The sequence below is a fragment of the Thalassoglobus sp. JC818 genome, assembly GCF_040717535.1.
Lineage (GTDB): Bacteria > Planctomycetota > Planctomycetia > Planctomycetales > Planctomycetaceae > Thalassoglobus.
Genome location: NZ_JBFEFI010000001.1, coordinates 783,676 through 798,938 on the forward strand (window position 1 = coordinate 783,676; position 15,263 = coordinate 798,938).

At 52.4% G+C, this 15,263-nt stretch carries 13 protein-coding genes and 1 tRNA gene; 8 read left to right on the forward strand and 6 right to left on the reverse strand.

Going from position 1 to position 15,263, the window contains the following annotated elements:
• Window positions 1-299: 299 nt before the first annotated feature.
• Window positions 300-1,937, forward strand: a complete 1,638-nt coding sequence (locus AB1L42_RS02750) for an alginate export family protein (RefSeq protein WP_367050927.1) — start codon at window positions 300-302, stop codon at window positions 1,935-1,937.
• Between the two features lie 53 nt (window positions 1,938-1,990).
• On the opposite strand, the gene AB1L42_RS02755 is transcribed toward AB1L42_RS02750, so the two are convergent.
• Complete coding sequence (locus AB1L42_RS02755) at window positions 1,991-3,493, reverse strand: alkaline phosphatase D family protein (RefSeq protein ID WP_367050929.1); 1,503 nt, start codon at window positions 3,491-3,493, stop codon at window positions 1,991-1,993.
• A 443-nt stretch (window positions 3,494-3,936) separates the two neighbouring features.
• Between AB1L42_RS02755 and AB1L42_RS02760 the strand changes: the two genes are divergently transcribed.
• The 3 genes from AB1L42_RS02760 to AB1L42_RS02770 all read left to right on the forward strand — a co-directional run bounded on the left by AB1L42_RS02760 (window position 3,937) and on the right by AB1L42_RS02770 (window position 5,443).
• On the forward strand, window positions 3,937-4,227 hold the full coding sequence (locus AB1L42_RS02760) for a Rho termination factor N-terminal domain-containing protein (protein WP_367050931.1): 291 nt from the start codon (window positions 3,937-3,939) through the stop codon (window positions 4,225-4,227).
• 250 nt (window positions 4,228-4,477) lie between these two features.
• Window positions 4,478-4,639 carry a four-helix bundle copper-binding protein gene (locus AB1L42_RS02765; RefSeq protein ID WP_367051694.1) on the forward strand — a complete coding sequence of 54 codons (162 nt, stop codon included), beginning with the start codon at window positions 4,478-4,480 and terminating at the stop codon, window positions 4,637-4,639.
• Between the two features lie 189 nt (window positions 4,640-4,828).
• Window positions 4,829-5,443, forward strand: a complete 615-nt coding sequence (locus AB1L42_RS02770; RefSeq protein ID WP_367050933.1) for a PEP-CTERM sorting domain-containing protein — start codon at window positions 4,829-4,831, stop codon at window positions 5,441-5,443.
• Window positions 5,444-5,557: 114 nt separating this feature from the next.
• On the opposite strand, the gene AB1L42_RS02775 is transcribed toward AB1L42_RS02770, so the two are convergent.
• The 5 genes from AB1L42_RS02775 to AB1L42_RS02795 all read right to left on the reverse strand — a co-directional run bounded on the left by AB1L42_RS02775 (window position 5,558) and on the right by AB1L42_RS02795 (window position 9,224).
• A complete protein-coding gene (locus tag AB1L42_RS02775; protein WP_367050935.1) occupies window positions 5,558-5,839 on the reverse strand; it encodes a hypothetical protein in 282 nt (93 codons plus the stop codon).
• Between the two features lie 253 nt (window positions 5,840-6,092).
• Window positions 6,093-7,232: a PepSY-associated TM helix domain-containing protein gene (locus AB1L42_RS02780; RefSeq protein ID WP_367050937.1), complete on the reverse strand. Its 1,140-nt coding sequence runs from the start codon at window positions 7,230-7,232 to the stop codon at window positions 6,093-6,095.
• A 72-nt stretch (window positions 7,233-7,304) separates the two neighbouring features.
• Window positions 7,305-7,817 carry a hypothetical protein gene (locus AB1L42_RS02785; protein WP_367050939.1) on the reverse strand — a complete coding sequence of 171 codons (513 nt, stop codon included), beginning with the start codon at window positions 7,815-7,817 and terminating at the stop codon, window positions 7,305-7,307.
• A gap of 3 nt (window positions 7,818-7,820) precedes the next feature.
• Entirely contained in the window at window positions 7,821-8,807 is a 987-nt protein-coding gene (locus AB1L42_RS02790) for a DUF1559 domain-containing protein (protein WP_367050941.1), read from the reverse strand.
• Window positions 8,808-9,151: 344 nt separating this feature from the next.
• Window positions 9,152-9,224 (reverse strand) — tRNA-Lys (locus AB1L42_RS02795).
• A 444-nt stretch (window positions 9,225-9,668) separates the two neighbouring features.
• On the opposite strand from AB1L42_RS02795, the gene AB1L42_RS02800 reads away from it, so the two are divergent.
• From AB1L42_RS02800 to AB1L42_RS02815, 4 genes are all read left to right on the forward strand, one after another.
• Window positions 9,669-10,934, forward strand: a complete 1,266-nt coding sequence (locus AB1L42_RS02800) for a tetratricopeptide repeat protein (RefSeq protein WP_367050943.1) — start codon at window positions 9,669-9,671, stop codon at window positions 10,932-10,934.
• Window positions 10,935-11,746: 812 nt separating this feature from the next.
• The gene (locus AB1L42_RS02805) at window positions 11,747-11,929 is read left to right on the forward strand and encodes a hypothetical protein (RefSeq protein WP_367050945.1); all 183 of its coding nucleotides are present in this window, start codon (window positions 11,747-11,749) and stop codon (window positions 11,927-11,929) included.
• 103 nt (window positions 11,930-12,032) lie between these two features.
• A complete protein-coding gene (locus AB1L42_RS02810; RefSeq protein WP_367050947.1) occupies window positions 12,033-13,166 on the forward strand; it encodes a DUF1559 domain-containing protein in 1,134 nt (377 codons plus the stop codon).
• Window positions 13,167-13,435: 269 nt separating this feature from the next.
• Window positions 13,436-15,256 (forward strand): CRTAC1 family protein, encoded by a 1,821-nt coding sequence (locus AB1L42_RS02815; protein ID WP_367050949.1) that lies wholly within the window; start codon window positions 13,436-13,438, stop codon window positions 15,254-15,256.
• Window positions 15,257-15,263: the final 7 nt, after the last annotated feature.

Genomic DNA, 15,263 nt, shown 5'->3' on the forward strand with positions numbered 1-15,263 from the left:
AACCCATCAAACCCTGCCGATACATTTTCCGGACATTTGCGTCCGAATTCAGCAATTCTGCTGCACAACTGGGCATGACGGTCACACCGCTTGTAGGAGTGTTCCGATTATTCCGGTTTCTGCGAGAAATCACTTTCGAACGCTTCATTCTACTTCGAACTTCTACAGCAATCGCATCAACTACGCCGATTCGAACCGTCGTCAAAGCCCTTTGAAGGTGAGCCCCAACAACGCAGATCTTGCGTTGCGCGTTCAATGGATGGTCTCACCTTTCGTGGAAATAGAGACGGAGTAAATCAATGTTACGCCGAGTGGTTTGTTCTCTTGCCATTGCAGGAATGGCTCAGGCCTCGCTTGCGTCGACGTCTCTTGCGCAGGACTTCTACCATCCGCCAACTCAAGCGAACTTCGAGCAGGTCTTCGAACAGGAGACCGACCAGGAACTCCTGAGACCGATCAATTTCGAGTACCCGGAGATCGCACCAGCCTCAGCGGAAACGTTTTGTGCCCCTGATCCCTTCTCCGGTGTTCCTGATCCTTGCGATGGATGTCTTCCCGTCGCTGGCGGATGCGATTCGATCGAATGCGAAGATGAAGGCTGGTGCAGCGTTCTTTGCAGCGACAAATCCGTTCTCGACTGTCTGAAAGGGAATGAGATTGGGCCGTTCACGTACTCAGCCGGTGGAGCCCTGAGATACCGCTATCTAAGCGAACGAAATCGCTTGCGACCTCCGCTCAACGGAAGGTATTCCAGCTACGATCAGTGGCGACTCACTCCGTTCCTCGAATTGAAGATGGGAGACGACTTCACCGCGCGTGTCGAAGCGATCGACGCCTCGACGTTCAACGAAGAACTTCCACCGCTGCCGATTGATGTCAACCGCACCGATTTGCTGCAGTACTTCGTCGATGTGAAACTTCTTGATTCGGGAACCGGAGAAAAGCTTCGCGTCAAAGCGGGACGTCAGTTGCTCCTCTACGGTTCACAGCATCTCGTGTCGCCACTGGCGTGGGCCAACACCTATCGTAACTTCGAAGGTGTCAAGCTCTACTACACGAGCGACGCCTGGAACATCGACGGATTCGCAACTCGCCCCGTCAACGGAGCATCGGGGAACATCAATCGACCTCTGTCCTACGACACACCCGACCAAAGTCGAACCTTCAGCGGTGTCTACTCGACGTACAAGAACGCCCCCAACGGAGTTCTCGATCTCTACTGGCTGTGGCTGGACGAAGATGACGACAACCCATCTTTGATTGACGGAGATCGACACACGTTCGGAAGCCGTTACGCGGGGGCTGTCCCGATCAACGATGAATGTGGCGATCTCTGGATGACTCTCGGTTGGGACTACGAAGGAGCTATCCAAACGGGAAGCGATGTCGTTGGTCCCGGACCTGCCCGAGATGTTCTCGCTGGGTTTGTGTCGACGCGAACAGGATTGACCTTCAACACCATGCCGTGGACTCCGACTCTCGACGGCGTCTTCTTCTGGGGCTCAGGTGACAGCGATCCGGATGACGGAACCATCAACACCGTCAGCACGCTCTTCCCACTCGGCCACGCCTACTGGGGACAGATTGATAACCTCGACGGTCAGAACCTCTTGGACTACAGCGTTCAACTGACCGTGAATCCTTCCAAGAAATTGAACTGCCAGGCTCAGTGGCACTGGTTCGACAAAGACAAACGGGAAGACGCAATTTGGAACGTGGCTGGTGCCCCATTCGGTGGAATTGTCGCCACTGAAAGTCGACACATCGGTACGGAACTCGACCTCGTCGCGACATATAAAGTGAACAGCAACCTGACACTCCAGGGTGGCTATTTCTGGTTCTTCTACGGAGACGCTGTCACCGAGAACCCGAATCCGCAAGTTGCTGATCGAGGAAACGCCGAGTCCTACTACTTCTTCGCCGACTGGAAATTCTGAGATCGTTTTCAACATCCCAGAATTGAAATGGCCAAGATCAAGAGAAACCTCAGTTATTGCAATTCCGCTTCCGTGGATGCTTCGACAGGAAACTGGAATTCACTGAGAGGCTCTCCGTCAACGGTGTAGTGACGAATCGTGAGCTGAGGTTTTTCATCGACTTGAACGACTTCTCCGCTTAAGAATCCGCCAGCGACTCGCAGGAACTTATGGTTGGGGCGGACATCTCCATCTTTCCAACCGAGTTCATGCGTTTCACTTCCCGGGCCGCAGCCGAACTCCCAAAGACCGGTTTCGTCGTCCACTGACGCATACTGCCAGTGTCGGTCTCCGCAAAAGACGATGACGCCCTCGATTGAACTGAAGAAGTCTCTCAGCTCGATGCCTTCGGTGGTGAAGGTCGTGTTGGCGTGATTGTCCTTCTTGTTCGGTCGATCCGGACCTACGATCGGTGTCGGACTGAACACGAGCTTGAACGCGGCTGAGGAGTCATGCAGAGTTTGCTTCAACCAGGCTTTCTGTTCCGCTCCAAGGATACTCTTCTCCGGACCGTCTGGCATGTTGTTGGGGCTGCGAAAGTCGCGTCCTTCGAGAATCCAGATTTGAACGTCGCTGCCCCAATGAACGGTTGCGTACCGAGGAGACCGGCTGGGGAACTGCTCTTCATTGAAGAGTTGCACACCCTCTTCAAAGGTGACATTTCCATAAACTTGTCCGGGCCATGTATCGTTCTTTAATGTATCGTGATCGTCTTTAATAAAGTAAGTTGTGTGAGTCGAGTAGTACTCTCGATTGCGAGGCATTGAAAAGATTCTGCCCCATTTAAATCGCATCAACTCTTTCGTCCAGGCCCAAGGCTGTGGCTTGTCGTAGTATTCGATATCCCCAGCATGCACGGTGAAGTTGGGATCGATCTGCGTCATCGACGGGTAAATCTTATGCCCGATCGTTCCATCATCGCGTCGCAGAAAGTCGTGACAGGTCGTCACGCAAAACTTGACGTTCGCATTCTCCTCAGCAGGCGGAGCTGTTTCGAAGCTTCCATTCAGCGTCGCGGTCACATCACCGCCCCCCACAGGACGTGCTTCAAGTTTCGTAAGATACTTCGTCCCCGGCTTAAGCTCTTCGAGCTTCCACTGGGTAGTGAAGTCACTATCGCCCTTGGTCTCGACCCACTCGGTTGTCACGACATGATCTGAGTCGTTCGCAGCATGATAGCTGAGCCTCACTTCGCCAGCTGCCCCCGGACAGGCTCCGATCATTTCATCGAGGCTGGCTCCTTCTGCTAGCTGGTCCGTGACATATCTCTCTTCCTCTCCGGACTCCTGAATCTCTCGCTCCAGCTTCGCTGAAACTTTGACGAATTCAGGTCCCTCGGCGGCCATTCCGGCGTTCCGGGTGGTTCGTGTCCAGATCACGATCGATGACTGATCCGCCCAGCCATTTCGCGTGCCGTTGCCAAGTTGTGGACTCTCAGCCGACTCCCCCCAGACAACCCCACCACACATCCAGAATGTCATCAGAGCAATGACGGAAAGTTGAGCGCGAACTCTCACGGTAGACACCTCTATCACACTGGCGATTGTCCTCAAACAATCGCGGGACCTCAGGACGAAGCAGACTCAGCCACGACAGAAAATGATCGTGACAGCTTGCTGTGATGATTGCAACCAGCGACCGACTGCTCGAGACATCTAATCGGTCACTCTGCGAGTGAAGAGCTTTCCATTCAACGTCGAATTCCAGCATGAGTTCTCGTTGTGATCTGATCGTGAACAGAGCAGGGCGGTCGATCATCCACCGGCCACAACGCTTAACGGCCAATCAAATCGATTCGTATATTCAGACGTGCCTGAGATTTGTCGTCATTTCACGCTGAATGATTTAGCTGGCACAGCGCTTGCGTTTTCTGCTTTGCAATCAAAGAACGTCGCTTTCAAAAGGTGATCACTCTTCGGAAGCGTGTGCGAATTCGCTTCCCGATTTGGAGGACTCAACAATGCCGCAGTGGACTCAAAAAGACGAACGACAGTACGAGCACGTCAAAGAGAACGAACTCGAACGGGGACGATCAGAAGACCGGGCGGAAGAGATCGCTGCACGGACTGTGAATAAGCAGCGACGGAAAGAAGGTCGAACTCCCAACAAGACGACACAAGGCACGGGCAATCCAAACACTCGACTCGAAAAACGAACCGTCGCCGAGCTTCGAAATCTCGCATCGGAACGAGACATCAAAGGCCGCAGCAAGATGAACAAGTCGGAGCTGGTGGAAGCACTGCGCTCTTAGCCCATGCTCACGATACTGCATCATAGACCGACGATTTGCACCAAGAGCGAACGAAGCCTCACTCTACGAATTCTTGACTCTTGAACAGGAGATGAAAATGTCCAAGCGAACTGACTGCATCGAAGCTTGCTTGCGTTGTGCCACGGCGTGCGAACGTTGCCTGCACGAAATGATTGGCAAAACCAGCGACAACGACTGCCCTCATTGCTGTCGAGAATGTATCGACCTCTGTCTGCTCTGTGCTCAAGCGATGTCGCGTGATAGCCGCTTCGCAGAACAAATCTGCCGCCTCTGCGCAGAAGCTTGTGAATGGTGTGCGGAACAATGTGGCCAGCACGAACATGATCACTGCCAGAAATGTGCAGAAGCATGTCGTGAGTGTGAAAAGACGTGCCGCCTCATGAGCGCCTAATCTTTGGTGGATACTTAAACCAACAAAGATCTCTGAAGAACAACGAGAAATGAGGCTTTTCGAAGAACTTCTTGAAGTTGAAAGAAAACTTGTTGACATCCGTTTTCACGGATCAATACGCTCCGATCAACCCTTCAAAGCACCAGACACGGATGATCACATCTCACAGTTTTCATTCTGGAGTTCGAAGTGCCGATTTCTTTTCTTCGAAGCGCAATTTGCCTCGGTGTTGTTCTTCTTTTCTCTCAATCATCACACGCCGGAATTGAAACGCGTTTAACAGTCGTCGACAGCTCACCGACGAGTTGGGTGGCTCGCGGTCTTCAGAATTATACAGTCTCACCTGCAGACGGATGGACGTTCACTCCGGATCGTAATTTTGACAACGGAATCGGTTTTGGGATTACCGGCCCTGCGCTTGGCGGGACGACAATCGACCACTGGTTCCTGAACTTCGCCGCTCCGTTCAACGCAGAGCTGGCCGTTGGAACTTACGACAACTTCCAACGGTTTCCCTTTCAAGATCCTGACCGGCCCGGACTCGAATTCGGAAGCACCGGACGTCTCGACAATTTCGCTGCCGGCTCATTCACAGTTCTCCAAGTCGAATATGGAGCTGGAGGAGAGGTCCTTTCGTTCGCAGCTGACTTCACTCACTATGGTGAAGCGAATCCAGACAACTACGCCATCGTCGAACTCCGCTACAACTCAGAACTCAATACAGTTCCGGAACCATCGTCCCTCGCTCTTCTCGGCTTTGGAAGTCTCGTACTCGCAGGAGTCAAACGCCGCAAAAGAAATTGAGCCCTATGCTCGAGCGGGAACACTGAATGCCCGCATGTTCATCGCCAGTTCTGCGACTACAAAGCGAGACTTGATCGATTGAATCGATCGAGTCTCGTTGCATATTCGCCTTAGTTAACTCGCCTCAACGCGATCGAAACACCTCTCAGAATCTTCAGCAGCATCGTTCCGCTCGACGGCAGCTGTTGTCACCTCTTGGCAGTCGCGACACCAGGCAAGCGTTCGCTGCACGTTGCCCACACTCATTTTGCCCCATCGAATTCCGCCAGCGTCCCAGAGGCTGCGAGAGTTGTCGCAGCGACAGCATCGAACCGACCACCGCTCTGTCGATTTCTGCATCTCGTCCATCCAGCTTGATGGAAGAATCGCCGCAAACAGGTTCTGCACAAACGACATTATTGCCCCTCATCGCTGTATCGAGTTCCTTCGGAATCGCTGAGATCATGGCAGAGACTCCACTGAACCATTCAACTCGCGAACCTCAGAATTATACCCGTTGCAATAGCCGTTCTCCAAGAAGAAACCCGCTTCAACCCTTGGCGATCAGCCAAACAGCCGTGCCAAAACGGCCTCTTGCGTCGACAGGATCAAAGTGGAGTTGCACCATGCCCAATGTTGACGCGTGGTCAGCTTCTGACGACTCGAGCTTTCAACCCACCGCGACCGGCTCACGAACTTCAGTTTCGACAACTGAATGACGCTGCTGATGCCTTTTTCGTGACGTGCGTTTCCTCCACCAGATCACAACCCCTGTGACGTACAAGATTGCGGGAGTCAGCCCGAGAAAAAACACGACCCACCGACCAAAGAGGCCGAAGGCTTCTCCGTTATGCAGTGGAAATTGCCAGGCGAAGAAAATGTCGGCAGCAGTTTCCGTTTCCGGCGTCCGCACAGCCACAATTTCCCCGCTGTAGCGGTCAAGAAACACTTGCGTGCGCCCGTAGGAACGCTGAACTTCATCCGATTGTCGAAAGGCAACTTCATAGACACCATCTTCCCGACGCGGCGGATGAAGATGATCCAGCTTTGCATTCGGAAAACGCTGCGAAGCAATCTCGATCGCTTCGTCGAGCGTAATTCCATCCTGGTCTTCCGATGGGGCTGATTTCAATCTCCGGGGACCTTCCGTCGTTGCAGCGAACTTCGAAATAACATCCCGGAAGACGCTCGGAAACTCCATATAGACACCAGTGAAGGTGATCACAAGGAGAAACACCGCTGAGAACGCCCCAACCGATTTATGCAGGTCGTAATTGAATCGGGGACCGCTTCGAATCGCGATCGCCGCGCGAATTCCACTCTTCAGGAGTGGCCACCACAAATAGAGCCCGGAAAGAAGTGAGTTCAGAATCAACAGGCCGAGCACACCAACAATGATTCCACCAACTGATCCAGCCAACAACCGGAAGTGAAGCCGATAGATCCAGGTCATCAGATCTTCGCCCCAAACACGCTGGCCGGTAACTTCCGCCGTGTAAGGATCGACATGCACTGCGGTAAAAACGAGGTTTCCTCGTGATCCCCCCGTGAACCAGACCGTCCAGACTCCATTCTCGACCCGTGGAACCGTCGCGGAAGTCGCCTTCCGATCTCCGGGATAAGCGGATTCGGCAGCATCAATGATGCTCTGAACCGGTTGCTTTTCCCCTTGTCCCTGTGTGAGAAGGATATCTGGGTTCAACCACTCATCGATTGCATGATCGAAGACTAAAATGCTCCCCGTCAGCCCAAGGAGTACAAAGAAGAGGCCAACAGTCAGTCCAAGCCATCGATGGACTTTCAACCACATTCGTCGGAATTTTAACCGGAAGTCTCCGGACCGAGACGCCGTTTCCGTTTGAGTCGTTTCATTCACAGGATGCTATCTCGCTAAATCCGGTCCGGGAACTCTTTTCCGCCTCTTGCCCGCCTGCTCGCTGGAGCTGACTTTTGCATCAGTGATCTCTATGGCAGGAATCTCGTTGTCCTCCTCCGCGATCGTCACCGTCCACTGAGATTGGCCCGGTTCGCGGAAAGCACCGTTCAACCGATCCGCCAGAGTCGGAGAATTCACATCGGGTGACCACTTGATGGTGACCGCATACTCACCGGGCGGCGCCCCGTCCCCCATTTCGTAAGTGGAAAGCGTGAAGGTCCCATCCTCTTCCACGAGCCCCCAGGGGAGTGAATTGCGAACGTCCGTCGCCTCACCTTTTGGGTGCAGTTCCACGAGGGCGCCGACGGGAGTCTCTCCATTGATTGTGAGAGTTCCCATTGCAGGGTAAGTATCAGCCTGCCAGTCGGCTTTCCCACATCCAACAGTGAAGACGAGAGTCACCGCCAATAGAGAGACTGAAAGTCTTTCGCGAATCAATATAAGTTGCTGCGGGAACATTCTTTAGAATTCCCCTACGATTTCGTTGCCATTCACCGAGGTCAACGCGCTGAGCAAATTCATGTCAATATTCTCGCTCAGAAAACGCCCCGATCCGTCTGCGAGGCAGATTTGAACTCCACCGACGTGGAAAGAAAATGCAGCGCTGTAGAGGTTGCTGACGTTGATGATTTCGTTGCCCACGTAATAGCTGACATTCGGTGGTCCACCGCCTGAATCGGGTGTCACCCGAAAGTTGTACAACCATCCCGAATTAAAGTAGCCCGTCCAACTTCGATACTCGCCATCCCAGCCGTCAGGAGCTGTCGTGGTTTGCATTCCGACATAAAGCGAAGAGCGACCGGCGGATTCGTAAATCATGATCGTGTTGGTCAATCCGTCGGTCACATCGCGAAACCGTCGAAATGTATTCTGATCGAACATCGATTTTCCTGGGCTGTCATCTGTGAGCCATCCGGTATCGCTCCGAAGGCAGGTATAGTCCGACGTCTGGAATCCACTGTTGGGTTCAGGAATTCCCGCTCCTGGAGTCGACGGACACTGATAGGCAACCGGCATCAGCTGCGCCAGGTCTTCGTTGTTCTCATGATCCCAGCGAACATTGAAGTCGTAGAGATTTGCTGTGTTTCCGGCGTCCAGGTAGGGAAGAATCGCAACATTGACATGGGCGGTGCGAAGGGGATCGGCCCACAATCCATCCCAGTCCACCCAGCCCGGAGCCAGACTGTTGTAGGTATCGTGATAATTGTGCAAAGCTAAACCGATTTGCTTCATGTTGTTCTTGCACTGTGTCCTTCGAGCAGCTTCACGAGCCTGCTGGACAGCCGGGAGCAACAAAGCAATCAAGATGGCGATAATAGCGATCACCACCAGTAGTTCGATGAGCGTAAAGCCAGGACGGCGCATAGAAGAATTGCGATAAATCATACGAATCGCCTCTCGGAGAACATGTGAATAGACTCGTCGAATGAAGGGTTTGGAACCGGTCATCCGTTATTTCGAATCCACCTGACTCGCTTTGGCTGGCGATATCGCGCTGGCTAATCACTCTCAGGAAACCTACATAACACTGAGACTCAGTCTCAACAGGGCACGATTTGACAAACCCGAGCGGCACATTGCAACCGCTCAACCGCACATTTTTGAAGTTCGTAAAAGAGCGATTCAGAACAGAGAATCTCGATATTTCCCGTCAATGGTAAGCCCGAACACCAGAGGGGAAATCTGACCAGAAAATGATCTCGCCGACCGAAGCGAAATCTCCCGCGCTGCCGATCTCTCCAGACACCTGGGTGAAAACAGCTTAGTGTCCGCAGAGACGTGCCCATCAAGAGTGCCCCCGCAAGGACTCGAACCTTGAACCTACTGATTAAGAGTCAGTTGCTCTACCAATTGAGCTACAGGGGCGTGCACATCAATTCTGCTGCCAGAAACACCTCGAAAGAGATGCAAAGTCGACAGCTGTGAAGCATTTTGCAGCGGGGAAGTGTAGTTCTTTCCGAATCAGTCGTAAAGGAATCGCTGTCGAAATTGAACTCGGCAAACCGCAAAAAGATCGCAAGCAATTTCGGCTGACCGTCTCATCCGAATCTTGTCGGCAAATCCTGACGAACCGAACTTCGCTTTGGTGCTTGTATGACGTACTTTTGAGTGCTTTGAAACACGATTTCTTCATTCAAGACAAAAGTTTGATCAATCGGTTCGCGGCTGTTCAGCCACAAGCACGCTGCTAACATATTGTTTGATGCATTCGATCGTCGCCGGCGAATCGAATAACATGGTCGAAACCTCAACCATTCACCGAACTCCCATCAATAAAATTCCCCGTGATTCACGGGCAGATGCCTCGTCATGTTGAGCTCTACAGAATCGTCCAAGCCCGAAACTGACGCCCAAGAGACTGAGAACCAATCAACTGGTTCGACAGACTCTCGGAGCATTTCGCGCCAAACGATTCTTCGTCGTGGAATTTTATTCGCGGTCCTCTTGGTGATTGTGCTCGGATTGAAGAATCCCGTCGTCAACGCGGTTCAGAGCTATCGGGCTGCCCGTTTCAAATTAGATTGCAAGGCTCAAATCGAGGCGGAAGACTGGACGGGAACACGATCAACAGCGCTCGCTTGGCGAAAGATGGATCCCGACAGCGATGACGCTCTCGTCTTTCTGGCGGAAGCGGCGGTTCAACTCGATGATCCGGAAGAAGCTGCGGAATCACTCTCGAAAGTGAGCGATGACTACCACGGAGCACTCCAAGCGTTGGCAGTCTGTGCGGAACTTCAGTTCACCGACCTCAATCAGCCGTATGCAGCAGAAGCGACATGGAAGCGGATGCTCGAGATTGACCCTCTTGCCGATGTCGCCCATCAACGGTTGATCTACTTCTACGCGATGACTCTTCAGCGCCAGGCGATGCGAGATCAAATTGAGCAAGCCATGGAATTGGGGTGTGAACCACCTGAATCGTATCCGTACTTGCTCTTGGCGAATGTCCTCAACTTTTCGGATGGTCTGAAGAAGGTCAGCCGCTGGCGTCAATCGGACCGAGATGATGAGACTCTTGAGGTTGCCCAGTCAATTTATGCAGCCAAACGAACCGAAGACAGCGGGATGGCAACTTTCGGAATCCAAACCATTACACCCGGAGACAAAACGCTCCTCGATCGCTGTATTCAGAAGTATCCGGGTAATCTTGAAGCATTGTCGCTGCAAATTGAGTTTGCGATGTTCGGCGGAGACCCCAAGACCGTCGCCAAACTGCTCGTCCAGGCTGGTGCTGAAGCTGAGTCAGATAGTCGATTCTGGAGGTATCGCGGATGGCTGTTTCAGGAGCGGGGCCGCGATGAAGAAGCAGCCAAATCGCTGGAGCGAGCACTGGAAATCAACCAATTCGAGTGGCAATCACGATGGCTCTTGGCAGACATCTATCGCAAACTAGGAAAGAGCGAACTCGCTTCCAAACACGCCAAGATCGCCGCACAGGGAAAAGACCTGCAAACTCAACTCTTCGAACGCCCCAATGCCCGCGATCTCACACCCGAATTGATGCAGGAGATTTATGACTACCTGCACTCGATTGGACCATCGATTCCTCTCGACGCGATCGAAAAAAGAATCTAACAGCCCACTCTGACGTACGCTTTCATCCGCCAAAGCTCAAGGCGAATAACAAATATTGTCACTGCGAAATTTGTTTTCAAAAATTTTTTGATTGCGTCGAATAATCTGAATCAAACGGTTCTGCGAATTCTTTTCCAAGTGTCTCGGTGCTCACTTGAAGGCTTGCCGACCGTCTCCGCTGGGCAGTTCATGCAGGGATCGCTCGCTCCGAAAAAGTAATGTTTTCGGAATTCCCGAAACGTCTGCCCAGTTCGAGAGTTGAATCATTAGACGAGACGAATCATCGACTCAATTCAACTGCGATTGTCTGAGCCTCGATGTACGAGAATCGAGTCATTGAGTGCGTCTTGTACCGTTTTTTCCTAGTCAAAGTGAGGAGACGCCGACTCTGGTTGAATTTCGAACCTGCACTTCCATGTGTCTGCATCGAACAGTGAAATAGTTCGAAGAGCAGTCAACTCTCAACGACCAGACATCTGAACACCTGCACAAATATTCCAGGAGCACAAATCAAACCCTCAATTCATTTCGAAAATCCTAAAACAGCATGAAGCGGAATGAATGCTTCATGTGACCAGTAATCACGACATCGTGGTTCCGGTTTTCATCTGGAATCGTTCAGGTTGACATGGTCGTTTTTGCAGTCAGACACACATCGATTCAACAAAAAATTCATTACAACCGACTAATAAACAACTACGATTCTGTTGTCAGCTTGAGATCTTTGATCTACACTTTTGAATTGGTTAGGGGAGTTTTTATTCTGAAACTCCCTTGGTTTCATTTCACACATTTTGCCGAAAAGTATTTCAATGCGTCTGAAAGCCTGCCATTTTCTATTGATCGCCTTGCTTTCCTGTGTGATTTCCGGATGTGGCGAAGGGGATATCCCAGAGGATCTCCCACCAACCCCGGAAGCCGGAACTGATGACTATGATCAGTACAACAGTGCTGGCCGTCGTGGTCCCGGTGGTGGTAAGGCTGGCAATAAATAACGAACTCCATATCGCACACTGTCTGCGGTGGTTTCATTTATGATCTCGCGCCGGTGACTTCACCATCGTCGCTTTTTTTTCATTGTTTATCGAGGATGGACTCATGAACACGCGAAGACGACGTCGGTCGGCATTTACGCTGATCGAACTTCTGGTCGTGATTGCGATTATCGCAATCCTGATCGCACTCCTGCTGCCAGCTGTGCAGCAAGCTCGGGAAGCCGCCCGACGAACTCAGTGTAAGAATAACCTGAAACAAATCGGGTTGGCTCTGCACAACTACCACGACACCTACGGGCAGTTCTCACTCAACTACGACGGAACCTTGCCGATCTTCAACAAGGTGACCGGACAAGAAGATGGGCAGATTGGCCGAAACCAGTCCGCGATCTCTTGGGTCACAGCCTCGCTCCCATACCTTGATCAGGCTCCGCTTTATCAAGAACTCGATTCACTCGGTGCGTTCACCTCGGCCCCAGCAACTTGGGCGAGTGGAAACGGATACGGGAATCCTCGCGTCCAAGAACTGGCTCTGACCATCATTCCTGCACTGCAGTGCCCAAGTAATCCACAGTCGAAAACAACTGAATCGAACGAAACATCGTTCTGCTACCTGAACAACGGCGGATTCGCCGATGGTGGTGGCGGTGGTGGAACTCGTTACCCAGGTGGACGCTGTGACTACGTTGGTAACCTCGGATTCGTCTTCAGCGGATGGCGTGACGTCGGTACCGGAACAACTCACGATGCCCGTCACGGAGCTCGCTGGGTCAGCCCTGAGTGGGTCACAACCTACGACGAAGACTGGGACGATTACACTGACTACCGTGGATGCTTCTGGCACCGTGGATCAGCTCGTATCGCTCAGATCACCGACGGAACTTCAAACACCGTCGCTGTCTTCGAAAACCATCACTGGCGAATTTCGAAGGATCGTCCTTCACGTTTTGCTCGTAACGCGAGCTGGATTTCTCCAATCAACGTGCTTGACACACTGAGCAAGAAGATCAACTCCGACAACGTCTACAACTTCCGTGGTGACAACGACAACCGCGGAGCTTCAATGTCAAGTACTCACCCAGGTGGTGCTCACGCATTGATGGCTGATGGTGCTGTTCGCTTCCTGAGCGAGAACATCGACATCGGTGTTGCTGGCCACGAAGGAACAACCTACCGCGAAGGTGTTCAGCTCGCTCTTTCAACAGCAAGTGCAGGCGACCTCGTCGGCGACTTCTAAGACTCGTCAACGCCAACAAACTTGACGATTGAATTTGTCTAGTTGATAGACTTCCACACCGGCTCGGGACGAGAACCTTCTCGCCCGGGCCGGTTTTTTGGTATTGAGCTTTGAATTTGCAACGACGAACAAGCATTCTGCACAAAGATTCTGTCAGGCCGAACAGAGTCAGCGAGTGCATCAAACGATCATCTGGGTCGAGACATCTTATGTGGCAATCTCAGCGCGGGATCGGTCCGCGCCTCTGTCTCAGTCGCTTTCGATCTTCAATGGCATCGCCGTTCGCCATTGTTTCGATCTGTACGCTTCTCGCCGGGTGCCAGCAATCTTCATCACCTGAACCGGCTGAAGATCCCAATAACACGCCCAGCGTCGCGTCCATTGAAACAACGGACACTGAATCCAGCGAAGCTTCGCCAGATTCAAAGTCACAAAACAAGTCGAGCCTGTTCGACGATCTTGACAGCATCCTCGTGGACGAAGCGACTGAGCAGGATCTCGATTTCCCGATTTTCTTTACTGACACGCACGAAGAAGCGGGGATTGAATTCGAGTTCGAAAACGGGGACTCACCCCAAAAACTGATGCCGCAGTCAACTTCCGGCGGGATTGGCTGGGTCGACTACGACCGTGATGGTTGGCCCGATCTTTATTGCGTCCAAGGAGGTTACCCAGCTGCTCCTACGCGAGAAGGAGAACCGATTGACGAACTGTTTCGAAACATGCAGGACGGCACCTTTCGATCAGTGACCGAAGCAGCAATGCTCAAGGACATTGGGTACGGACACGGCGTCGCTGCGGGAGATTTTAACAACGACGGCTTCGAAGACTTATACGTTTCGAACGTCGGAGAAGACGCTTTTTACTTCAACAACGGCGACGGAACTTTCGAGGAAGTCGCGGCTGCGAGCGGAATGTCGAATCCTCTGTGGGCGACCAGTGCTGGGTGGGGTGACCTCAACCAGGACGGAAACCTCGACCTCTACGTTTGCAATTACGTCGACTACGATCCGTTCCATCCAACTTCGTGTGTTGGTGAGGAAGGCGAACCATGGATCTGTCACCCGAAAGACGTCGACCCCATTCGAAATGTTTGCTTCATCAATCAAGGTGACGGAACATTTACTGAAGAGCTCACCGCTCGCGGACTGGAAGCAGATGGAAGCAAAAGCCTGGGAGTCGTCATCGCTGATTTCAACCGTGATGGCAAGCAGGACATTTATGTCGCGAATGACACAACAGCGAATCACCTGTTTGTGAATCAGGGTGGTGGCAAATTCGAAGAGCAGGGGTTGGCTCTCGGATGTTCGATGAGCGGACTCGGGCAATTTCAAGCAAGCATGGGTCTGGCCTTTGGCGACTTCGACCGGAATGGCTGGCAAGACCTGTATGCTGCCCACTTCACCACTGACTCAAATACGCTGTACCGCAACCTGGGCGAGTCCGGTTTCACAGATGCGACTCGCGAAACAGGATTGCATCTCCCGACGCTCCCATTCCTCGCCTTCGGAACGGTCATGGCCGATTTCAATCAAGACGGCTGGCAGGACTTATTCGTCGCCAATGGACACATCGACGACTGGAGAGAAACGACCGGAGACGCTTGGTACATGCCGCCTCAGATGTTTCGCTTCAACGGGTCTCAGTGGATTGAGTGTACCGAGACAGCTGGACCGTATTTTCAGGGAGAGTATCTCGGACGTGCTGTCGCCTCAGCAGATTTTGACAAAGATGGTGACCTTGATCTGGCAGTTTCCCAACAGACTGCTCCAGTCGCGTTACTGCGAAATGATTCGGAAAGCGGCCACTGGCTGCAGCTTGAACTCATCGGGACGGCGAGCAATCGACAAGGGATTGGTGCAGAGGTCATACTGCGTCAGGGAGATTTGGAACTGACTTCCCAACTCCCCGGCGGCACAAGCTACTGCGCAAGCCATCAGCCGATTATCCTTTTTGGTCTAGGAAATAATGAAGGCAGTTGCGAAATCGAGATCAAGTGGCCGAGCGGTCTTCGACAAGTTGTGTCCGATGTCGCTGTGGATCAATTGTTGACCGTTATCGAAGCCGATTCAGACACGCAGGAAGAATAACAAATTC